Annotated in this window: 15 protein-coding genes; 6 read left to right on the top strand and 9 right to left on the bottom strand. The window is 32.6% G+C overall.

Annotated elements, in window-relative coordinates; translation table 11 throughout:
* Window positions 1–13 precede the first annotated feature (13 nt).
* Window positions 14–2,449, top strand: coding sequence for a phenylalanine--tRNA ligase subunit beta (pheT, locus tag RT228_RS06135; RefSeq protein ID WP_006261047.1), 2,436 nt, complete (start codon window positions 14–16; stop codon window positions 2,447–2,449).
* A 454-nt stretch (window positions 2,450–2,903) separates the two neighbouring features.
* Here pheT and RT228_RS06130 read toward each other — a convergent pair whose 3' ends face one another.
* Together RT228_RS06130 and RT228_RS06125 are read right to left on the bottom strand one after the other, a co-directional pair.
* On the bottom strand, window positions 2,904–6,338 hold the full coding sequence (locus tag RT228_RS06130) for a methylmalonyl-CoA mutase family protein (protein ID WP_006265172.1): 3,435 nt from the start codon (window positions 6,336–6,338) through the stop codon (window positions 2,904–2,906).
* 138 nt (window positions 6,339–6,476) lie between these two features.
* Window positions 6,477–7,244 (bottom strand): hypothetical protein, encoded by a 768-nt coding sequence (locus RT228_RS06125; protein WP_016649521.1) that lies wholly within the window; start codon window positions 7,242–7,244, stop codon window positions 6,477–6,479.
* 513 nt (window positions 7,245–7,757) lie between these two features.
* On the opposite strand from RT228_RS06125, the gene RT228_RS06120 reads away from it, so the two are divergent.
* The 3 genes from RT228_RS06120 to creD are packed head-to-tail and all read left to right on the top strand — an operon-like array spanning window position 7,758 to window position 10,029.
* Window positions 7,758–8,381 (top strand): hypothetical protein, encoded by a 624-nt coding sequence (locus RT228_RS06120; protein ID WP_131540816.1) that lies wholly within the window; start codon window positions 7,758–7,760, stop codon window positions 8,379–8,381.
* A gap of 14 nt (window positions 8,382–8,395) precedes the next feature.
* Window positions 8,396–8,695, top strand: a complete 300-nt coding sequence (locus RT228_RS06115; protein ID WP_006259078.1) for a winged helix-turn-helix domain-containing protein — start codon at window positions 8,396–8,398, stop codon at window positions 8,693–8,695.
* Window positions 8,696–8,745: 50 nt separating this feature from the next.
* Entirely contained in the window at window positions 8,746–10,029 is a 1,284-nt protein-coding gene (gene creD / locus RT228_RS06110; RefSeq protein ID WP_006259079.1) for a cell envelope integrity protein CreD, read from the top strand.
* Between the two features lie 55 nt (window positions 10,030–10,084).
* Here the strand turns inward: creD and RT228_RS06105 are convergent, their stop codons facing one another.
* From RT228_RS06105 to RT228_RS06075, 7 genes are all read right to left on the bottom strand, one after another.
* On the bottom strand, window positions 10,085–12,079 hold the full coding sequence (locus RT228_RS06105; protein WP_313138515.1) for an ATP-binding protein: 1,995 nt from the start codon (window positions 12,077–12,079) through the stop codon (window positions 10,085–10,087).
* Window positions 12,080–12,289: 210 nt separating this feature from the next.
* The gene (locus RT228_RS06100; protein WP_286418379.1) at window positions 12,290–14,308 is read right to left on the bottom strand and encodes an ATP-binding protein; all 2,019 of its coding nucleotides are present in this window, start codon (window positions 14,306–14,308) and stop codon (window positions 12,290–12,292) included.
* A 183-nt stretch (window positions 14,309–14,491) separates the two neighbouring features.
* A complete protein-coding gene (locus RT228_RS06095) occupies window positions 14,492–15,988 on the bottom strand; it encodes a malate:quinone oxidoreductase (RefSeq protein ID WP_262711049.1) in 1,497 nt (498 codons plus the stop codon).
* A gap of 87 nt (window positions 15,989–16,075) precedes the next feature.
* Window positions 16,076–16,483 carry a Holliday junction resolvase RuvX gene (ruvX, locus tag RT228_RS06090; RefSeq protein WP_131540814.1) on the bottom strand — a complete coding sequence of 136 codons (408 nt, stop codon included), beginning with the start codon at window positions 16,481–16,483 and terminating at the stop codon, window positions 16,076–16,078.
* 19 nt (window positions 16,484–16,502) lie between these two features.
* Complete coding sequence (locus RT228_RS06085; RefSeq protein WP_006259084.1) at window positions 16,503–17,675, bottom strand: AIR synthase related protein; 1,173 nt, start codon at window positions 17,673–17,675, stop codon at window positions 16,503–16,505.
* Between the two features lie 166 nt (window positions 17,676–17,841).
* Window positions 17,842–18,969, bottom strand: a complete 1,128-nt coding sequence (locus RT228_RS06080; protein ID WP_286418381.1) for a cysteine desulfurase family protein — start codon at window positions 18,967–18,969, stop codon at window positions 17,842–17,844.
* Between the two features lie 180 nt (window positions 18,970–19,149).
* Window positions 19,150–20,895, bottom strand: a complete 1,746-nt coding sequence (locus RT228_RS06075) for an MFS transporter (protein WP_039329345.1) — start codon at window positions 20,893–20,895, stop codon at window positions 19,150–19,152.
* A 247-nt stretch (window positions 20,896–21,142) separates the two neighbouring features.
* On the opposite strand from RT228_RS06075, the gene RT228_RS06070 reads away from it, so the two are divergent.
* Together RT228_RS06070 and RT228_RS06065 are read left to right on the top strand one after the other, a co-directional pair.
* Window positions 21,143–22,153, top strand: coding sequence for a hypothetical protein (locus tag RT228_RS06070; RefSeq protein WP_039329343.1), 1,011 nt, complete (start codon window positions 21,143–21,145; stop codon window positions 22,151–22,153).
* A gap of 670 nt (window positions 22,154–22,823) precedes the next feature.
* Window positions 22,824–23,411, top strand: coding sequence for a hypothetical protein (locus RT228_RS06065; RefSeq protein ID WP_006259091.1), 588 nt, complete (start codon window positions 22,824–22,826; stop codon window positions 23,409–23,411).
* Window positions 23,412–23,509 lie beyond the last annotated feature (98 nt).

Raw genomic sequence — 23,509 nt, 5'->3', positions numbered from 1 at the left:
AAAATATTCTCGAATGCATATTTCATACAATTGGTTAAAACAATTCATTAAATTAGACATAACACCAGAAGAAACTTCAGAAATCTTAACAGACTTAGGTCTTGAGGTAGAAGGAATCACTACATATGAGAGTCTTAAAGGTGGTCTAAGAGGAGTTGTTGTTGGACACGTATTATCTTGTACAAAACATCCAAATGCAGACAAATTAAACGTAACAAAAGTTGATTTAGGAACAGGTGAGCCAGTACAAATCGTATGTGGTGCGCCGAACGTTGCTGCAGGGCAAAAAGTACCGGTTGCTACTATTGGTACAGAATTGTTCGATGCAGAAGGAAATGCATTCCAAATCAAAAAAGGCAAGATTCGTGGAGAAGAAAGCTTTGGTATGATTTGCTCTGAAGTAGAACTTGGTTTAGGTACAGATGGAAGCGGTATTTTAGTTTTAGAAGATAAATGGGAGCCTGGAACACCAGCTGCTACTTTATTTAATATCGCTACAGACGAAGTTTTTGAAATCGGTCTTACTCCTAACCGCTCTGATGCTATGAGCCACTGGGGAGTAGCACGTGACTTAAGAGCTGGTCTACTACAAAATTCTAAAGAAGAAACTCAACACAAAGAATTAATCACTCCTTCTGTTAGCAAATTTAAAGTTGAAAGAAGAACACTTAAGATTGATGTTAGTGTTGAAGACTATAAAAAAGCACCTCGTTACTGTGGTGTAACAATCTCTGGTATAGAAGTAAAACCTTCTCCAGACTGGTTACAAAATAGATTAAAAGCAATCGGTATTACTCCTAAAAACAATATTGTAGACGTTACCAATTACGTTTTACACGATTTAGGACAACCATTACATGCTTTTGATGCCGCTAAAATAAAAGGTGGTAAAGTAATCGTAAAAACTGTTGCTGCAGGTACTAAGTTCGTAACTCTAGACGGAGTAGAAAGAACTCTTCACGAAGATGACTTAATGATCTGTGATGAGAATGGACCAATGTGTATGGCAGGTGTATTCGGAGGTAGCAAATCTGCTGTTTCTGAAAGCACATCAAATATTTTCTTAGAAAGTGCTTATTTTAATCCAGTTACGGTAAGAAAAGCAGCAAAAAGACATGGCCTTAATACAGACTCATCTTTCCGTTTTGAGAGAGGTGTTGACCCTGCTATTACTGAATATGCTCTTAAACATGCCGCTTTATTAATCCAACAAGTAGCTGGTGGAGAAATCACTTCTGATATTATCGACTTATACCCTAAGAAAGTAGAAGAACATTCTGTATTCTTAAACTTCAATAATATCAATAGATTATTAGGAGAAGAAATTTCTAAAGAAACAATCAAGAAAATCTTAGTATCATTAGATATTAAAGTTCACAGTATGTCTGATGTAGGTATAGGTATTACTGTTCCTGCTTATCGTGCTGATGTAACTAGAGAGATTGACGTTATAGAAGAAATCTTGAGAGTATATGGTTTTAACAACATTACTTTCTCTTCTAAATTAAATGCAACTATCGCTAATAGTTCTAGAACAGAAGATCATAGAGTAACAAATATTGTAGCTCAGCAGTTGGTAGCACAAGGGTTTAATGAGATTATGAATAACTCATTAACAACTCCTGACTACACAGAATTAAGCGAAAATATTAAATCTAATTACCAAGTAGATATCCTTAACCCACTAAGTCATGACTTATCAGTAATGAGACAGTCATTATTATTCGGAGGATTAGAGTCTATCTCTTACAACGTAAATAGAAAACGTGGTGATTTAAAATTCTTCGAGTTTGGTAAAACATACCACAAGATGCTTAACAACTTCGAAGAGTACAAACGTTTTTCTGTATTTGCTACAGGTAATATCACGAAAGCAAGCTGGAACTCTGAGCAAAAACCAATTAGCTTCTTTGACTTCAAAGGGTATATCAATGGTATTATCACTCGTTTAGGCTTAGCTAAGATAAGTACCCAACCTGTAGAATCAGATTTATTCTCAGAAGGTATTGCTTACTATATAGGAAAAGAATTAATCGTAGAGTTCGGTATTCTGAAGAAATCAGTAACCAAACACTTTGATATCAAACAAGAAGTTTGTTACGCTGAATTTAACTGGGATAATGTATTAAAAGTAGTTTCTGCTAAAATCAAAATTGCTGAAATCAATAAATTCCCTTCAGTTAAACGTGATTATGCATTATTAATCAACGAAGCAGTAACTTTCGAAGAGATCTATAACCTAGTAAAACAAGTAGATAAAGCAGTCATCAAAGACGTAACTCTATTTGACGTTTACCAAGGAGAGAAAATCGAAGATGGTAAGAAATCATACGCTATCTCTATTATCATGGAAGATGTTACAAAAACACTTACTGATAGTCAAGTAGACAAAATCATGGGTAAAGTAAAATACCAATTAGAAAATGTTTTACAAGCTCAATTGAGATAATACTAATCGTTTATAGTATATATTTAAAAACGCCCTGCTAGATCTTTAGCAGGGCGTTTTTTTGTGCATTCTAGATTCTGCATAGTTTGCAACATATACCCACATCATATATCTACAATCTACATAAAGTAGAGACGGAATATCTTCCGTATCACATAATATATGTCGTATCACTCCATTAACACTAGGTCAAAATACAATCTACATAAGGTAGAGACGGAATATCTTCCGTGTCACATAATATATGTCGTATCACTCCATTAGCACTAGGTCAAAATACAATTTACATAAGGTAGAGACGGAATATCTTCCGTGTCACATAATACAGCTTTTAGATTTGTTCTTAACTTGTGTGACACGCAAAGTACTGCGTCTATACTAGTCACCGAAAACCAAAAAAAAGCCTGTGAACATTCAGTCCACAGGCTTTATATAAATAAGCGAGAAATTAATCTTACATATTACGTCTGTACTGTCCTCCTACTTCAAATAATGCTGAAGTAATCTGACCTAACGAACAGACTTTAGAAGCATCCATTAGCGCTTCGAATATATTGCCATTTTGAATAGCTACTTCTTGAATACGCTCTAATTCTTCTTTTACTAAAGCTTCATTAGCCTTATTCAAATTCTCTTTTGTTTTGATTTGGAACAGTTTCTCCTCCTCTGTTGCACGGATAACTTCAGCAGGAACTACTGTTGGAGATCCTTTAGAACTCAAGAAAGTATTTACTCCAATAATAGGGAACGTACCATTGTGTTTTAATGTTTCATAGTACAATGACTCTTCTTGAATCTTAGAACGTTGGTACATGGTCTCCATTGCTCCTAACACTCCTCCTCTTTCTGTAATTCTATCAAATTCTGCTAATACAGCAGCCTCTACTAAATCCGTTAATTCTTCAATAATAAATGACCCTTGTATTGGATTCTCATTTTTAGCCAATCCTAGCTCTTTATTTATGATTAACTGTATTGCCATAGCTCTACGTACAGATTCTTCCGTAGGAGTCGTAATAGCCTCGTCATACGCGTTAGTGTGAAGTGAATTACAGTTGTCATAGATAGCATACAATGCTTGAAGTGTAGTACGAATATCATTAAAGTCAATCTCTTGTGCGTGTAATGAACGCCCTGAAGTCTGAATATGATATTTAAGCATCTGTGCACGTTCATTAGCACCATACTTATTTTTCAGTGCTTTTGCCCAAATACGACGCGCTACACGACCAATTACTGCATACTCAGGATCAATACCATTCGAGAAGAAGAACGATAAGTTTGGCCCGAAGTCATTAATATCCATTCCTCTACTTAAATAATATTCTACATAAGTAAATCCGTTCGCTAATGTAAATGCCAACTGGGTAATAGGGTTTGCCCCTGCTTCCGCAATGTGGTATCCTGAGATAGACACAGAGTAGAAGTTACGCACATTCTTCTCAATGAAGTACTCTTGTACATCTCCCATTAAACGAAGTGCAAACTCCGTAGAGAAGATACAAGTATTCTGAGCTTGATCTTCTTTTAAGATATCCGCTTGTACCGTACCACGAACTTGTGATAACGTATTCTTTTTAATCTCAGCATACACCTCTTTTGGCAATACTTGATCTCCTGTTACTCCTAAAAGCATCAGTCCTAAACCATCATTTCCTTCTGGTAATTCACCATTATAACGAGGTCTCTCTACACCTTTTGCTTTATAAATAGCTTCAATCTTTGCTTCAACTTCCGCTACTAAGTCATTGTCTTTGATATAGATTTCACACTGTTGATCAATAGCAGCATTCATAAAGAATCCTAATAACATAGGCGCTGGCCCGTTAATAGTCATCGATACTGATGTCAAAGCATGTGCAAGGTTAAACCCTGAATACAACTTCTTCGCATCATCTAAACAACAGATAGAAACCCCTGCATTACCAATCTTACCATAAATATCAGGGCGATGTCCTGGATCATTACCATATAAAGTCACAGAGTCAAATGCAGTAGATAGACGCTTAGCTGGCATACCTAATGACACATAGTGAAAACGTCTATTGGTACGCTCTGGTCCTCCTTCTCCTGCAAACATACGTGTAGGATCTTCTCCTTCACGCTTAAACGGATAAAGTCCTGAAGTAAACGGAAATTCTCCTGGTACATTCTCTTGTAATGACCAACGCAAGATATCTCCCCAAGCTTCATACTTAGGCAGCGCAATCTTAGGAATCTGTAAATGTGATAAACTCTCTGAATGCGTCGCAATCTTGATTTCTTTATCACGTACTTTGAATGAGTACACTGGGTTTTTATACTTGTTCACCTTCTGATCCCATGTTAGAATCACTTCCCAATTATAAGGGTCTAAGTTCATCTTCACCTTGTCAAACTCCTTTAATAGAAGGTTGATGAACAATTGTGTATCAGCATCTTTAGAAGCTATTGTTTCTTCTACGATTCCTGACTTATCTATTTCTGGCAATTTACCAGCTACTGTTTCTATTGTTTTGAAAATACCGTATAGCTTCTGAGCTACCTCTTTTTGAGTTAATACCGTCTCATCATATTTACGGTTGTTCTCCGCTATCTCAGATAAGTAACGTGTACGGTTAGGAGGTATCACGAATACTTTCTCACTCATCTCCTTAGTGATTTCGAAACTAGACGTTAAGTCTGCTCCTGTCTTCTCTACCACTTTATCCATAATCGCTTTATACAAAGCATTGGTACCAGGATCGTTAAACTGAGAAGCAATCGTACCAAATACAGGCATTTCGTCTGGGTTTACATCCCATAAGTTATGGTTGCGTTGGTATTGTTTCTTTACATCTCTAATTGCATCTAATGCTCCACGCTTATCAAATTTATTGATTGCAACGATATCAGCGAAGTCAAGCATATCAATCTTTTCTAACTGAGTAGCCGCTCCGAACTCTGGAGTCATAATGTATAAAGAAGCATCTGAGTGGTCTAAAATCTCCGTGTCTGACTGACCAATTCCCGATGTTTCAAGAATAATTAAATCATAATTGGCAACCTGAAGTACTTGAAGTGTTTCTTCAACATAACGAGATAACGCTAAGTTAGACTGACGAGTAGCCAGAGAACGCATAAACACACGAGGATTATTAATCGAGTTCATACGAATACGATCTCCTAATAAAGCTCCTCCTGTCTTACGCTTAGAAGGGTCAACAGAGACTAGTGCTACTGTTTTTTCAGGGAAGTCAATCAAGAAACGGCGAACTAACTCATCTACCATAGATGACTTACCTGCTCCTCCCGTTCCTGTAATACCTAATATAGGTGTATTCTTATGTTTCTTTTCGTCGTATTGGAATACTTTAAGGAAATCTTCTTCTCTATTTTCAGCTAACGAAATTAAACGAGCAATCGTAGTAACATCTTTATCTGCCAAAGATTGATATACATCTTTTCCCTCTGGTAATTGCAAGTCCATTGTAGGATAGTCAGCCTTCCCTACCATATCGTTAATCATCCCTTGTAATCCCATCGCTCGTCCATCATCTGGAGAATATAAGCGTGTGATACCATAATCCATTAACTCCTTTATCTCACTAGGAAGAATTACTCCTCCTCCTCCTCCAACGATTCGGATATGTCCTGCTCCTTTTTCTTGTAGCAGGTCGTACATATATTTAAAATACTCGTTATGACCTCCTTGATATGAAGTCATTGCAATCGCATTAGCATCTTCTTGGATAGCTGTATTCACTACCTCTTCAACGCTCTTATCATGTCCTAAGTGAATAACCTCACATCCCGTCGATTGAATGATACGACGCATAATATTAATCGCCGCATCATGGCCATCAAATAAAGCCGCCGCAGTAACTATACGCACCTTGTTAGTAGGCGTATAGGGTGTATTTTGTTGCATAATTTTTTAGTTTTTGTAGAATGCCAATATAATAAATATTCGCTAATTTCACTACCCCCCTCAAAAGATTTGAGTTACTTATGCTTAAATCAACAACACATAGTTCTCCCCTATACCCCGTTATACAATCCTATAGCGTTAACCTAATTCATATCTCATCCATACATTAGCTTCTATATATTCACCTTTATCCATTTCTAAATCTATCTGAATAGGATTAAGCAATACAGGTAAGATGTATTGACCAGAGCTTCTGAACTTCATATTAGCCCATTGCTCCCACTCGGCGATACTTCCTTCAACAACCATAGAACGCTGACAAATCTTTACGACATGAGCACCTCCTTTTATATGTGTACGTATCCATGCATCATAAGGCAAACCATCATTATTCTTCCATTGGATATAATCATCCATTGAAATCAAAGGAAAATTCGTCTTTAAGTTAGGTCTAATAGGCAGTATAAAAGCATTCATTTCTGTAGACAAAGCAATGCTTTTCATATACTGAATTAACTGATGACTAATGCCTTTACCTTGATAGTTCTTATTGAGCCCAATCTGCAATGCACAAAGTGTATTTGGGATTAATCCTTTCTCATGATCTTTAACAGCCTTTTCCAAAGCCCAATCCCATCCTCCTTCAGGTAAGTCAGCTAACTCCTCTGCAGTAAGATGAAGTGGAATACAATTTCCATTACCAACAACTACATTTCCTTCTAAAAGATAAAACTGATAATCAGCGAACAACTCATATATACTATCCCAATATGTTAGATTCACTGTATCTGCTAATACATAAGCAGGCCAAACATTAAACTGATCTACTTGATGATTATAGTCTATGCTCTGCTCTGCTGTCAAAGCTTTAGCTGTGGAGAAAGTATAGGAAGTAATCTGTGTCATAATTCATTATTTAATTGACTGCAAGTAACAAATTTACGCTTTATGATTCTTTCATTTAAACGTAAACTGACATAAAATACAGCTCAAACGCCTACCTAGATACAGAACAACTTCTAAAAAGCATCAATATCACTGCTTTTAGAAACATTAGTACAGTAATAGTATATGGATTACAATTTTATCGCATAGCGGTCGCATAAAAAACCATCAAAAATATGCGAGCAGTATGCCATCACTATGCGATAACTATGCGAACACTGCCTATTTTTTCAAAATTAGATTTATCTTCATTGCTTTGATTTTTTGAGTTAAAGCTATTTATTACACCTAATCTACTTATCAAAACAAGCAAATTTACATAGTATTTAAATAATTTTTGAACTAGCTATAAGTACTCGTTTAAGATTATAATGGAGCGTATTAGTATAGATTTATAACCATTAAAATAAATATTCACTTTTTTGTTGCACATATCATTATTTTATTAACTTTGTATTTCAAAGTACTTTTACTATGACAAATAAAGCTATTGAAGATTTAAATCAAATCAAGTCGATAATGGAGCGCTCTACTAAGTTTTTAAGCCTTAGTGGTTGGAGCGGTATATGGGTAGGTTTATGTGGGCTTATTGCTGCAAGTGTTTTATACTATTGGCAGACAAGCTCTACGTACTCTTATGAAAATCTAACACTAGAAGATCCGTACCAAACTGCTTATACTGCAGAAATGCTATTAGTGCTAGCTATCGCTACCTTTGTCATTGCTGTGGTAGGTGGATTTTTCTTTACAATACGCAAAACACGCAAACAAGGGAAATCGTTTTTAAATCAAGTCACTAAGCGCTTATTAGTACGCTTCTCTATTCCGCTAATAATAGCCGGAATTCTTTGCTTAATATTACATAAGTATCATTTGCTACAATTTGCTTTACCTACTACACTATTATTCTATGGGTTAGCACTATTTAGCGTCCAAGAAGACACTGTCAAAGAAGTAAAATCAATCGCTGCACTAGAGATAGTCCTAGGTTTACTAGCGTTCTATTTCTTAGATTACACACTTTTACTATGGGCAATAGGGTTCGGTTTAGTACATTTGCTTTACGGGATTATTTTATGGAATAAGTACGATAAATAAATTATAACACAAATATGAAATTCGATTTAGAAAAATTAAACAAAGTCTTTGACAATCGTATCCGCGTAGGTATTATGAGTGGATTAATGGTCAATGACTCCCTATCGTTTAAAGATCTAAAAGAATATCTAGACCTAACAGATGGAAACCTTGCCTCTCATTTAAAGAACCTAGAAGAAAGTAATTATATAACGGTTACAAAAGGATTTGTTGGAAGAAAAACAAATACTACTTATACAGTGACTGAAGAAGGTAAGCTTGCCTTTAAACAACACCTAGCCTATTTAGAAAATTTAATTAAAAAGCTTAAATAATTTTTTTACCCATCAACTTTGAAAAACAAAGTACTTTTAATTCTAATAAAATGAAAAAAGAAAATTACAAACCAATGATCAAAGGAGTTATAATCAGTGTATTATCTCTTATGTTACTTATCACACTACCTTTTATCAGTAGTCTAATCTCCGAACGTGAAAGCTTTCAGAGTGAAGTAACGACTGAAGTAACCTCTAAATGGGGACAAAAACAAACCATATACGGTCCTTTTGTCCTTGTAGAATACTATACTAATCATCTTACTGAGGATGGAAAAGTAATGAAACAATTAAACAGTTATTTACAAACTCCTATCAAACAAGATTTTACAGGTGATATAAAAACACAAATTAAAAAAAGAAGCTTATATGAAGTAGCACTTTATAACACTAACTTAAATGTAAAAGCTAGCTTCCCTACGCTAGATGAATTAGCCTCTACGTTAAATCTAGCAGATAAGGAAGCATTTACAAATGCGAAGATTGTCTTCTCTGTATCAGATAGTAAAGGTTTCACTCAAGAGATTCTTATCAATAAAAACCCTCAACAATACTTTGAGCAGGATAGATCTCTAAGGATCAATTCTAGTATTGCTTTCTTAAGTTACGATATCAATAAAGAGGATATAGATTTGAGTAATATTAATTTTCCTATTCAGTTAAAGGGTTCTACAGAGATTAACTTTCTAGCAACTGCTAAACAGACTAATGTCAATGTCACTTCTGACTATAAGGATATCAAATATATTGGAAACTATCTACCTGATAACGATGAAAAACAAAGCGTAAACGAGCATTCAAAATGGACAATTTTTCAATCTATACCAATCAGCTCTGATCTAAATACAATTACCCAGTTGACAGATTATAGTTTTGGAATGAAATTTCTACAAATGAATGACTTTTATAGCAAAGTAAACCGAGCTACTAAATATGCTTTACTATTTATAGGCTTAACCTTCGCTACCTTCTTTTTTATGGAGAATATAAAAAACCTAAGCATCAATATCTTACACTACACATTAGTGGGGTTAGCTTTATGTATCAATTTCGTCTTACTCCTATCCTTTGCAGAATATATAGGCTTTAGTTATGCTTATATTATTTCAGCATCAGCGACTATAATTTTGATTACATCATTTATCTTTGGATTGAGCAAAAACAAGCGTATTGCAGCAACTATATTTGGATTATTATTTGTGTTATATGCATTTCTATTCTTCCTATTACAATTAAAAGAAGCTGCACTTATTGTCGGTAGTATTGGATTATTCACCATCATCGCCATACTAATGTACTTTTCTAAAAGAATAAACTTCACTAGTGAAGAATAATAAATGAGAGAGGTCGCTTAATAGCGACCTCCCTCATTTATCTAATACCTAGATTCTAGCACTCTACTGACTCGTTTAAATCAATAGTAAAAGAAATACTAGTTCCTTTACCTTCTGTACTTGAAATATTAATCTTACTATTCATCAATTGGGTTCTTGCTTTTATATTAGTAAATCCAAGCCCTCTCTTTACTATATCTGTATCAAAACCTACTCCATTATCTTTAATAATTACCTCAAATCTCGTTTCTTCTCTTAACAGTATAGATACTTGACATTCTGTTGCCTTAGCATGTTTCTGTACATTCTGTAAACACTCTTGTATAATTCTATAAATATGAACTTTAAACTTAATACTTAACCTACTAAAGCAAATATCATTAGACATAAATAATATAAACTTAGTTACTTGATTTCTATTCTGAATCCCTACTAGATCCCTAATTAGTTCATTGAACTCTTTATTTTTAAAATCCTCTTCATGTCCTAATACATGAGAAACATCTCTTATATATTGTTCTACCTCTTTTACTTCATTAATAAGGGAATCTTTATGTGTCTCTACAGACTCTTTACTTACCTGCATTAATAAAAAACGAGTGACAAATAGCTTATTTAAAACACCGTCATGTAGTTCTTTTGCTATTTCTTTACGCTCTATATTACGGGCTTCGGCTAATTCATTTTGTACATTGATAATAGAGTCATAGTACTTCTCTGTGTCTTTCTGAAACAACTTGACTAAAGAAACTTCTTTTGCTTTTTGCCTAAACAAAATAACAAAGAAAATAGTTATAGCAAGTACAAGTAAAGCACTAGAAACCATCGTAATAATATTCTTCTGATTTTGTAATTGCTCATTTGCTCTTTCTAGAGAATCCGCTTCAAAACTAAGTCTTGCAAAAGTATTCTTGATCACATTATTCTCATCGAGTATAAGTTTATTCAACTCCTCGTATCTCACAAAATTGGTATTATATTGCTCTTTTTTGTATTTTAATAATACAGTAAGAGTTTCTTTTTCTAATCCTAGATTATTATTTTGATGAGCATATTCTAATACCTCGTTTACAAGTTGATTTCCTTGTTCTTCTTTTTTAATTAGATAGAAATACTCTGCTAAAAGAATTTTATACGAATTATAATCCTGAAGATTCTTGTTTTTCAATTGTATATCGATTGCTCTAACAAGATTCTTTTCTACATCATCATAGTGTTTACTCTTAATATCGGCTTGAGTTAAGTTATATAACAAATGTGCCAACATCATCTCATCATATATAGTACTTTCATTGATATATTTATCAATAACATTATGTATTAAATTTTGGGCTTTTTTATACTCGCCTTGCTTAATATAAACCTCTGCTATATTATAGTAAATCGTAATTTTGTTCAACCTAATTGCATCAGGTAAAAAAAACTTTACAATTTCAGGGTTATCTAAAAGTTTTAAAGATAATTCTAATTGCTTTAAAGCTTCTGGCAATTGTTCTAAACCTACTAAAGCATTAGCCATTATAATAGATTCTGAATATTTAATACGAGCATCTTTATGCTCTTTATTAACATTCATCGCTTTAAGAATCTGTGATTGTCCTTCAGTAAAGATTTTATTATTTAAAAGAATAATAGCTTTATGAGAATACACTTCTTGCAAGTTTACAGAATCCTGAATAGACTTAAACAAAAACTCAGCTTTAGTGTAATTATAATAAGTACTATCTATTTGAAAACTTTGAGCATAACGTTTACCACGTAAGAAATAAGCTTGCGCTTCATTTTTCTTGTCATCTGCTTTTCTAGACCTTTTAAAGAGTTCTTCTATATACTGCTTATCTGCATTAGTTAGTAATATATATTTTCGCAAAGCATTTCTGCTCTGCTCAGTATTCCTTAGGTTTAATATAACATTACCTAAAGAGTCTGCAGCAGCCTTATCTTTATCAGTAGGATTAAATCTGTTATAACTCTTTATAAATGCGTTTATTTCTTCTAACTTTAAGTCTTCTTTATTGGTTTCAGTCTGTGTACAATGAATCATCGACATAGAAATACACAAGACTGCAAAATATAAGACTCTTAGTTTAAACATTTTAAATACAAGACACTATAACTTATTAAAAAAAGCATACAAAGATAGAGAACTATTAATATGTAATCTAGTAAAAGTAAAAAGTATATAATTAACTATTAATTACCGAATACATAATACTATTTACAACGAAATACACATACTTTATTTAATTTCTCTGTATTTCTAGAAATAAATTATGAAGAGAATTTTCGTTCCACTACCTTTCTTACTAATCACAAATAATTTCCCCTCTATAATCTCTATTCGTTCCTTAACATTCGGTAGTCCATATCCACCTTTTATAGACCTAGTATCAAAACCAGTCCCATTATCCGTAATCGCTATTTCAAAACTTACAGGAGTTTTAAGCTTAATATCAACGACACACTTACTCGCATTAGAATGTAAAGCTACATTTAACAAAACCTCTTGTATCGAACGATAAATATTTATTCTTTTTCGGTGATCTAGAGATTCTAGATCAAGTTTCGAATCTATTAGTATACTAAAATCAATATTTGACTGTCTTTTCTGTACTAAGACAAGTTCTTGTAATAACTGTTGAAATCCCTGTACCTTCCCTCCTTCTTCATTAACAAGACTATGAGATATATTCCTTATATAATCCTCTACTTCAACAACTTCATTTACCAAAACATCCTTATGATTATCAATTTCTTCTTTCTTTAATTGCATTAATGTAAATCGAGTTGCAAATAACCTATTAACTACCCCATCGTTTAATTCTTTCGCAATTATTTTACGTTCTCTATCTTTTGCTACAGCCAAATACTTCTGAACGTTTATAATTGAATTATAATACTGTTCTGTATCTTGTTGAAACATCTTGATTAACCCTATTTTTTTTATCTTTAAATGATATATATAAGCTAATAAAATAATAGTAACAATCACAAATAAGCTAATAGTAATTGTACTTAATAATCTATTTCGCTCTAGTAATGTTTTATTCAATTCATTCAAAGAGTCTGCCTCTTGTTTTATTCTTATAAAGCTATTTTGAATTAAATTTCCTTCTCCTTTAAATCTCTTACTTATTTCAATATATTCAATAAAAAACTGGTCTGATCTATCAGAATCATAGGATATTAATAATTCTAATGCCTTCAATTGATTTTCAAAATCTCCCACACTACGAACTTCTTCTAATATTCTTTCAACTAAAGGGAAGCCTAAATTTACTTGCCCTGTTACAAAATAATATTCTGCCAAAACTAATTCAGCTTTATGGATAATTATTCGGTTCTTATTCCTTTTTCCTATTTCTATTATCTCGTTTAATAAAGCATGTATCCCTTTGTAATCATTTGTTTTTAATTTAGTAGAAGCTAAACTAATAGCTAAATATGCGTAGTATCTTTCACTAGTTACATCATTAAAATTTATATACTTAGCTATACCTTCTAATAGTAGTTCTTTAGCCTTGAGGTACTTTTCTTGTTTTATATACACCTTTGCTACATTATCAACTAAATAAGTTTTGCTAAGATTAATATACGCTTCTGATTCCTCTGATAATATTGTTTTATCTGAAAGTAATTCGAACGCTTGGTTATAATAGTGTAAAGCATCCTCATACATACCTAATCCACTAAAAACATCTCCAATTGTAAAATACTGTTGATGACGTCTTCGAATAGATATTTCTTTGGTATTATAGCGAATAGATTTTAGAATTTGTTTTTCTGCCTCTGAATAGACACCATTTTTATTAAGTACATAGGCCTTTATATAATAAGTGTAACTAATATTTAAGGAATCCTTTTTTATGAGATATAGTTTTTCAGCTTGATTATAATAATAGTAAGCACTATCAAATACAAGATTACTCAAATAATACTGACCTGTCAATAAATAAGCATTTGCTATATCTATACTATCACGATCTTCAACTGCATAGTCATATAACCGATCACAATACTTTTTATGAGCTTTAGTTTTGTTTATATAATCCTTTATTATCTCTCTATTACCACGGGAATTAGGCAATAACAAAACAAGTTTTCCTATAGAATCAGCTTGTTTTAGCATTAAGTCATTTACCGCATCAGTATTATAGTTTTTTAGAAACTCCTTTATAGAATGATTTATAATATCATTCCTTTTTGAATTATCACAACCATATATAGCAAATACTAATACCCAGAAAGGAAGAATTAGATAAAGAGATTTAGAAGTCATTTTTAAGCATCTGCATATTAAACATTTATTCAGATAATAATAATTATATAACTAAAAGGACAAAGTATGTAAATATAATAGTTATATACATTCTTTGCCTTTATAACTAAAATATTATTTCTCTAAACAAATAATACTAACATATAATTAATAAAAAAGCACTCTATATAGAGTGCTTTTTTATTAATTATATGGATATATTTTCAAAGTCTTACTTGTATTATCCCTAGTACTTGCTACTAGTTCAGGATGTTCATTTAGCTTTAATCCAAAAGTAGGAATCATTTCCTTAAATTTAGCTTGCCATTCAGCAGACTTAAACTCTTCTTTAAAACATTGTGATAAAAGCTTTAACATAATTGGAGTTGCGGTAGATGCTCCTGGCGAAGCTCCTAATAAAGCTGCTATTGATCCATCAGCAGCACTTACTACTTCAGTACCAAACTGCAAGATTCCCTTTCCATCTTTATCTTTTTTGATAACTTGTACACGTTGTCCTGCTTTTTCTAATTTCCAATCTTCCTCTTTAGCATCTGGATAATATTCTCTTAATGCTGCATAACGAGATTTTGAAGACTGTAATACTTGTTCTATCAAATATTTGGTCAAATCCATATTGCGAAGACCTGCTCCTAACATTGGACCAATATTATTAAATTCAAGTGATTTAATTAAGTCCCAATATGATCCTCTTTTTAAGAATTTAGTAGAGAAACCAGCGTAAGGTCCAAAAAGTAATGAATGCTTTCCATCAATAAACCTAGTATCTAAGTGAGGTACAGACATCGGTGGCGCTCCTACAGATGCTTTACCATATACCTTAGCCTTGTGTTTTTTCACAACTTCAGGATTACGACATACTAACCATTCTCCTCCTACAGGGAATCCTCCATAACCTTTGCTTTCTGCAATATCTGCTTTTTGCAATAGTAGAATCGCTCCACCTCCTGCTCCAACAAATACAAATTTAGATTTGATTACCTTTTTTTGTCCTTTACTATCTGTTGCAGATACAGTCCATTCAGAACCAGTCTTTGTGATATCTTTAACCTCACAATTAAAAGTCATATTAACTCCATCTTCACTCTTTAGATGGTCAAATAACTGACGAGTAAGATCACCAAAGTTAACATCTGTTCCAAGATTCATATGTGTAGCAGCACATACTTCATTTTCTTTTCTGTTCTCTATAATTAATGGAGCCCATTCTTTTATTTTCTCTTTATTATCAGAGAATTCCATTCCTTGGAATAATGGATATTTTTGAAGTTCATTATAACGTTTTCTTAAATAGTTTACGTTATCTTCTCCCCACACAAAGCTCATATGAGGTACAGTATGGATAAAATTACTTGGATTTTTAAGGACCCCCTTATTTACCAAATAAGACCAAAATTGACGAGAAACTTCGAATTGCTCTACAATATTGATTGCCTTAGAAGCATCTATTGTACCGTCTGCTTTTTCAGGCGTATAATTTAATTCACAAAACGCAGAGTGTCCAGTTCCGGCATTATTCATTGCATCAGAACTTTCGGCAGCCGCACTGTCGAGACGCTCAATAACCTCAATTTTTAAGTTTGGTTTCAGCTCTTTCAGTAGGACCCCAAGAGTAGCACTCATAATACCTGCCCCTACCAAAACAACATCAGCCTCTGATTTTTGTATACTTGACATTATATCGGATTTATTTATATGCAAAACTAATCTTTATTTAAGAGAAATTATCTACAACTAATCTTAAATAATCATAAAATTAAAAAACATTTATCTTCTCATGTAGTCTTGTAGAATTATAGTCGCTGCTATCTCATCGATCAACGCTTTATTCTGTCTTTGTTTCTTTTTAAGACCACTATCTATCATTGTTTGAAAAGCCATCTTAGAAGTAAATCTCTCGTCTATTCTCTCAACTGGCATACCAGGAAAAGACGTCTTAAACTTTTCAATAAAACTATTCAACAAAGGTACTACTTCAGAAGGTTCATTATTTAGGCGTTTTGGTTCTCCAATAATCACCTTCTCCACTTTCTCTTTAGAAAAATAATCTTTTAGAAATGGCAATAGTTGCTCTGTATCAACTGTAGTTAATCCAGAGGCTATAATTTGAAGTTCATCACTTACAGCTATACCTGTACGTTTTTTACCGAAATCGATAGAAAGCAATCTTGCCATTTTATATTGTATGTTTTTTTTAGTATTTAAATGTTCCGTATTCAGAAGTGATTGTTAGTTTCTTCTCTTCTGAAGCTTCCACTCTACCAACTATCTGAGCTTTTACATTAAAAGATTCTGAGATAGCAATAATATCAGCTGCCACTTCTGGTCTTACGTATAATTCCATACGATGACCTGAGTTAAACACTTGATACATCTCTCTCCAATCTGTGTTAGATTGCTCTTGAATTAGCTTAAATAATGGTGGAACAGGAAACATATTATCTTTGATGATATGTAATTTATCCACGAAGTGAAGAATCTTTGTCTGTGCTCCTCCACTACAGTGAATCATCCCATGAATATCATCTGATTTATATTTATTTAATATTGACTTAATAATAGGTGCATAAGTACGAGTAGGTGACAATACTAATTTACCAGCGTCTATAGGAGATCCCTCTACTACATCAGTAAGATGTACTTTTCCTGAATAGACTAATTCTTCAGGCACAGATGAATCATAACTCTCTGGATATTTTGCTGCTAAAGAATGATCAAAAACATCATGTCTAGCTGATGTTAATCCATTACTTCCCATACCTCCATTATACCCTTTTTCATAGGTAGCTTGTCCAAATGATTCTAAACCTACGATAACATCACCTGCTTGAATATTAGCATTATCAATAACATCACTTCTCTTCATACGTGCAGTCACAGTAGAATCTACAATAATCGTACGAACTAAATCTCCTACATCTGCAGTCTCTCCTCCTGTAGAGTGAATTGTTACTCCAAAAGATTTCAATTCATTAATTAATTCCTCTGTTCCATTGATAATAGCAGAAATAACTTCTCCCGGAACTAGATTTTTATTACGCCCTATAGTGCTAGAAAGCATAATATTATCTGTCGCTCCTACGCACAATAAATCATCAATATTCATGATTAATGCATCTTGAGCAATTCCTTTCCATACAGAAATATCTCCAGTTTCTTTCCAATACATATAAGCTAAAGAAGACTTCGTACCCGCTCCATCAGCATGCATAATTAAACAGTAATCCTCATCCCCAGTTAAATGATCTGGGATAATCTTACAAAATGCCTTTGGAAATAATCCTTTATCAATGTTCTTAATTGCATTATGAACGTCTTCTTTCTCAGCAGAAACTCCGCGTAGTGCGTATCTATTATTTGAACTCATAAATGTTGTGTTGTTTCTGCAAATTTAGCGCTAATGTTAATGTAAAGCAATCTTATTTTTGGTGAACTTTTCTCTTTTTTTAGTTAAGATTACTGCCTGTGAGTTTTTAAAACAAAAAATCCACTCTCTGAGAGTGGATTTAAATTCTATTTGATCAACAATCTGATTAGATTGTTTTTAATACTTCGATTAAAACATCAATATCTTCTTTCGTGTTTTCATGCCCAAATGAAAGTCTTAAACTTGGTTTCTTCAAATCTTCTGCACATAAGAACTGTGATAATACATGAGAAGGCTTTTGACTTCCTGATTGACATGCACTTCCTCTAGACACTGCAATTCCTTTCATGTCTAACTGGAACAACATCATAGCTGCTTTCTCCTCAGATAGAGGTAATAATACATTTAAGATATTGTAAAACCCTACATTATTTCCATTAAAACATACTTCTGGAAATACCTCTACTAATCTTTCTTTACAATATTCTTTGATACTAGTGATATGAGCTCTTTCTTCTTCTAATAAATCATAAGCCATTTCCAAAGCTTTAGCCATACCTACTACTTGATGTACTCCTTCAGTACCTGCTCTTAACCCTTTCTCTTGTTCTCCACCAAACATCACAGGTTTTAGCACATTTTTCTTACGGATAAAAGCAAATCCAATCCCCTTTGGTCCGTGAAATTTATGAGCACTAGCTACAATAAAGTCTATCGGTGTCTCTGCCAAATCAATTTTAGTTTTACCTATAGACTGCACAGTATCACAGTGAAATAATGCATGATGAGCTTCGCATAACGTAGCTACTCTTTTTAAATCTAATTCTGTCCCTACTTCATTATTAACATGCATTAAACTTACTAATGTAAGTTTAGATTCATCTTTTAATAATTCTTCTAATTGATTATAATCAATTTCACTAGAAGGTTGGATATCTAAGAAAACTAATTCTGTACCGAACTCAGCACTTAATTGTTTTACAGTATTTAATACAGCGTGGTGCTCTAATTTAGAAGTGATAATTCTTTTAACTCCTAAATCACGAATTGCAGAACGCAAAATCCAGTTATTACCTTCAGTTCCACAAGATGTAAAGATAATCTCAGAAGAAGTTGCATTAAATTGCTTTGCAATTACTTTTCTAGCATTCTCCACTAAAGCTTTAGCGTGTCTACCGATAGCATATGTTGAAGATGGATTACCATAATCATTTCTAAGTACATTAACCATCTCTTCGATTACTTCTGGACGTACGGATGTAGTCGCAGCATTATCAAGATAAACGTGTTTCATTTTCTTTTTGTTGGTAAGTTATTGTTATGCTCTTTCTAAAAAAGAGTTGTTTTGTCTTGTCTTTTATTGTCACGTAATCGCAAATGTAGTAAAAACTGATATTATTACTACAATAGAATTAACATCTTTTCACGCTATATGTGAAAAGTATTAGTAATTACAACTCTTACTAAAGTCAATCTAATTAATATCATCTATCTGTATATTTTGCTTAGAAAGCACCTTTTTTGCCACTATACCAAAAGCTAACAAATATGCAAAACACAATAAACTAACTATGTATGATTGGTGAATACCTAGTATATCTGCAACTTTTCCTTGAATCGGAGGAATAATACCCCCACCTAATATCATCATGATTAACAGAGAAGACCCTTGAGCAGTATATTTACCTAAGCCAATAATAGCAATATTAAAGATAGCTGGCCATAATACACTACAAGCCAAACCTCCAGCTAAAAAAGCATAAATAGCAATCATACCAGTACTGAACAACCCGACTAACATTGCTAATAATCCAAAAAGACTAAACAGCATTAATGTTCTCGCTGATTTATTCTTTGCCCAATACGTTAATACAATTTGTAAAACCACACAAACAGAATAGTAATACAAAGGTGTTACATCATTACCTGCCAAATAATTAGCCCCAAGAACAGCAAAATAAGCTAAAAATGGAACAACAATCATTGCTAATAATTGCTTCCCTTTAGACAAATTAAATACACTCACAGCACCAGCCCATCTCCCAATCATCAAACTTCCCCAATACATCGATATATAAGGAGTTATCTGAGAAGATTGGAGATTACCAAACTCTTCTAGCTTAAGTAACTCTCCTAAATTACTTCCGATACTTACTTCTACCCCAACATATGCAAAAATACCAAACATCCCTAAAAGCAACTGTGGATATTGCATCGCTCCCCAACCTTGTTGATTTCTCCTACTGCTTCGATAAGCAAAGCCAATACTTCCTCCTATCACCACTAAAGCTGCCGAAAGTAACATAATTCGTTTATTATCTAACCCTTCTTTAATTTCAACAATTTGAGTATCTAAAAAAGTGATTGCTTTCTCTTTTTCAACTAACTGAGAAGCCTCTACTTCTTTATTGCTCAAAACTTCCTTTTCTTTAACCAATAATTCTACTGGTTCATTAGCTGATTGACTATAGGTATTAAATACAGGAATATATATCATTATTAATAGTAGTGTCATCGTAACTAAAGTTCCTATTGCTTTCTTTGCTGGTTCCATAGGCTCAATACGCACTCCATCAGGTATTTTTTTTGAGAATCTAAACAACATTGCCGCAATTACAAAAAGAGCTCCTACTCCCGCATATAACATTGTCATACTCGACAGACTCAGATGTTGTATTTGATCATCAGTTAGTGCGACTGTACTTCCAAATAAAGCAAACGCCATTAACAATGGCCCTATAGTTCCTCCCAGTGAATTAACCGCTCCCCCTAAGCTCACTCTACTCGTCCCTGTCTTAGGATCTCCTACAGAAATCACTAGAGGATTAGCCGCTATCTGTTGTAACGAAAAACCGAGAGCTACTACAAATAACCCAATCAACAAAGCAGTATAAATATTTACATTCACTGCCCAAATCATTAATCCTGCCCCTATTGCTGAAAACAGCAGACCAAATACAATTGATTTCTTATAACCATAACTTGTTACGAGATCCTTCCCCTTAATAGTACTTAAAATAAACAAAATCAAAGCTCCTGAATAATATGCTGTATAAAAAGCAAAATCAATTAATTGAGATTGAAATTGATCTAAGTGGAAATAAGCTTTACAAAATGGAATAAAAATACTATTACCTGCTCCAAAAAATCCCCAAAAGAAGAATACCGTAACTAAAGTATATAGTGCAGGATAATTAGTTTTTACTGTCGAATTATTCATGTGATAACAAGAGTTTATTACGATTACATTAACATTTTCAAATATAGACAAATACTATTTGTGCATAAAAAAGACAGTCATTTTTTTTATTGACTCCTTTTATATCCCTAATAAGCATTGAATACACCATCTAAAATGTAAAAAATGACCCAGAAATAATAATAAAAAATTATAATATACCCATGCAAACTATTTTATAGCAATAAAAAAACTATTTTTGCTGTATACAATAATATATTCACGACTGATGAAAAAGTTTTTTACCCTTACAGGTATATCTTTTATGTTTTTACTTACCTCTTGTGATGATGGTAATCTAGTTTATAAAGACATTGATTTTAACAACGTAACTGCTGTACAGAGATGTACTACACCAGGAGCTGATAAGATTTTCTACAAACTTCAGAATGATGAAGCACTAATACTTGTTATTGATGCTGATAACATCATGAGAGATGAAACTATCAACAGAGCTAGAGTAGAGATTAGTGGAACAGATACTAGCTTAGATTATAGAAAGTATACTGATAAAGTAGAAGGCACATCTATATGTAACCTTCCTCCTCCAGCTACTCCTTCTGTCATTCAGAGTATACCTGCATCTCCAGGTGGAACAGTCATCATAGATAGAACAGTACAGGTTAATAATAATACAACAGCAACTGATAATAGCGTCAACCTAATTTATCAGTACACGTTTTCTTTATTAAATATACATTTTAATCAAGGAGACACTAGTATTAAATATGATCAGATGACTTTTGGATCTACAACTTATGCAAATAGAACTTTAGCTTTTAAGTTTGATAATAACAATGGTAATGGTCTAAACAATTTTAATTGTAACAACTCATTATATAACTTAAAAGACAAAGAAGCTCTTATCTTGAATATCACTGAAGATGATCTTCCAACAGAAGCTACGGCTGAAAGTATTATAGAACTAAACGATAAAAGACTACTTAGTATAAAACAATATAGTCGTACAGGTATTAATCTAAATCAAGTATGTGAGTACGAAGGAGACATACCTGGATCAAATACTAACAACCCAAATAAATTAGAAGAATATTGGGTTGCACCTAAAGGGCAAATAGTTATCAAATCTAGATGGACTGAACCTGTAGATGGATCTGAACCAAAATTACTACATGAGATCTCACTAAGAAACCTAACATTCATAAAAGCAAGTAACACAGATAGGACATTCATAAAACCGACATTACCTTTCGGAACTATTGTTACAGATAAAAAATAATTCTATCCTATTTAGGACACTTAAAGTCGCTGTTTTTAACAGCGACTTTTTTATTATTAGTAATAATACTAAACCTTTCTTATAAATATTACAAAAATAAATATTCATCAAAGTTCTAAAAAATGGTACTAAATAGCTCTATAGCATTGCTAAAATTAAAACCATTTAAAAGTCTAAATAGGAACAAATACAATGATTCTAAAGCTTCTTTAAAAAGAAAGAAGATTAACTTTTATTTTTGTACTACATAATTATATGGCACTTTTTAACTTTTATTCCCTCTAAAATTCAAAAATTGCTACTACAATAAAATTTAAATATTTTAAATATCTTCAATTTTATTCAATATAACACAACTTTTATACAAATAAGCATATTGATATCTAACATTAGAAGTATTTACATTCAATTTTATTAGAATTTTAAAACAATTTTAGATAATACTAAACATTTTATATATTGCACATGTAAACAAAACCAAAAAGGTCTTAAATAAAATAATAGTTCTTTATTCTTTCTATAATTTTTAAAAGTATTCAAAGAGTAAAAAGTTATTGTACTATTCACTTTTTTAGTTTTGATATTTTCTACAATGAAGATTTTACAAGAAAGGGCTAAATAAATTATATTAACAAGTGTCACTCTGAAGATACGAGAATAAAAAATATAGATGAGAAATAAATTCACATTTACTGTTGCTTTAATTGCAATTAGTTTGGCGAGCTTTGCACAAGAAAGAACAAATACAATAGATAATCAATTTAATACTTTACTAAACGAATCAACAAACTGGCAAAAGTCTAAAATTGTCGAGGTAGAAAAATTGCACCAATTACAAAAAAATGTAAATGACTCTCTTACTAAGTTACATCTAACTATTGCTAATAATAAAGATGCTTCTTTAGAACATAAAGAATCTGTTGAAAGCTTAACATCGCAGTTACAAATAACTAGAGATTCTCTTTCAACTTCATTAACTACTACAAAGAATATTGAAGTTTTAGGAATATCTTCAGAGAAATCAACTTTCTTGACGATTATATGGGCTATTATAGGTATACTAATTATTGTTTTAGGAATAATATACTATCGCTTTAAAAGAAGCTTTTCTGAAATCAGAGAAGTAAACAGAAAATTATCTGAGACAGAAGAAGAACTTGAAGAATTAAGAAAATCTTCTCTTGAACGCGAACAAAGAATACGCCGTCAACTTCAAGATGAAATCAACAAGAACAAACCAGTTGAGAAAAAAGAATAAATATAAAAGGGAATCTACCGTGTAGATTCCCTTTTATATTTAAATGGGAGTGTAACACAAACTGTGTCAGTCTCCATTTCCTAGCTTTTGGGCTTAAG

It is taken from the genome of Myroides sp., assembly GCF_032073645.1.
In the GTDB taxonomy this organism is placed as follows: domain Bacteria; phylum Bacteroidota; class Bacteroidia; order Flavobacteriales; family Flavobacteriaceae; genus Flavobacterium; species Flavobacterium odoratimimum.
The sequence above is the reverse complement of the archived record's forward strand: the minus strand, read 5'-3'. Positions and strand labels throughout refer to the sequence as shown.

What these genes read in the sequence shown, in the direction of transcription:
- pheT (WP_006261047.1), top strand. Translation starts at nt 14, where the DNA reads ATGCATATTTCATACAATTGGTTAAAACAATTCATTAAATTAGACATA.
- RT228_RS06130 (WP_006265172.1), bottom strand. Translation starts at nt 6,338, where the DNA reads ATGCAACAAAATACACCCTATACGCCTACTAACAAGGTGCGTATAGTT.
- RT228_RS06125 (WP_016649521.1), bottom strand. Translation starts at nt 7,244, where the DNA reads ATGACACAGATTACTTCCTATACTTTCTCCACAGCTAAAGCTTTGACA.
- RT228_RS06120 (WP_131540816.1), top strand. Translation starts at nt 7,758, where the DNA reads ATGACAAATAAAGCTATTGAAGATTTAAATCAAATCAAGTCGATAATG.
- RT228_RS06115 (WP_006259078.1), top strand. Translation starts at nt 8,396, where the DNA reads ATGAAATTCGATTTAGAAAAATTAAACAAAGTCTTTGACAATCGTATC.
- creD (WP_006259079.1), top strand. Translation starts at nt 8,746, where the DNA reads ATGAAAAAAGAAAATTACAAACCAATGATCAAAGGAGTTATAATCAGT.
- RT228_RS06105 (WP_313138515.1), bottom strand. Translation starts at nt 12,079, where the DNA reads ATGTCGATGATTCATTGTACACAGACTGAAACCAATAAAGAAGACTTA.
- RT228_RS06100 (WP_286418379.1), bottom strand. Translation starts at nt 14,308, where the DNA reads ATGACTTCTAAATCTCTTTATCTAATTCTTCCTTTCTGGGTATTAGTA.
- ruvX (WP_131540814.1), bottom strand. Translation starts at nt 16,483, where the DNA reads ATGGCAAGATTGCTTTCTATCGATTTCGGTAAAAAACGTACAGGTATA.
- RT228_RS06085 (WP_006259084.1), bottom strand. Translation starts at nt 17,675, where the DNA reads ATGAGTTCAAATAATAGATACGCACTACGCGGAGTTTCTGCTGAGAAA.
- RT228_RS06080 (WP_286418381.1), bottom strand. Translation starts at nt 18,969, where the DNA reads ATGAAACACGTTTATCTTGATAATGCTGCGACTACATCCGTACGTCCA.
- RT228_RS06075 (WP_039329345.1), bottom strand. Translation starts at nt 20,895, where the DNA reads ATGAATAATTCGACAGTAAAAACTAATTATCCTGCACTATATACTTTA.
- RT228_RS06070 (WP_039329343.1), top strand. Translation starts at nt 21,143, where the DNA reads ATGAAAAAGTTTTTTACCCTTACAGGTATATCTTTTATGTTTTTACTT.
- RT228_RS06065 (WP_006259091.1), top strand. Translation starts at nt 22,824, where the DNA reads ATGAGAAATAAATTCACATTTACTGTTGCTTTAATTGCAATTAGTTTG.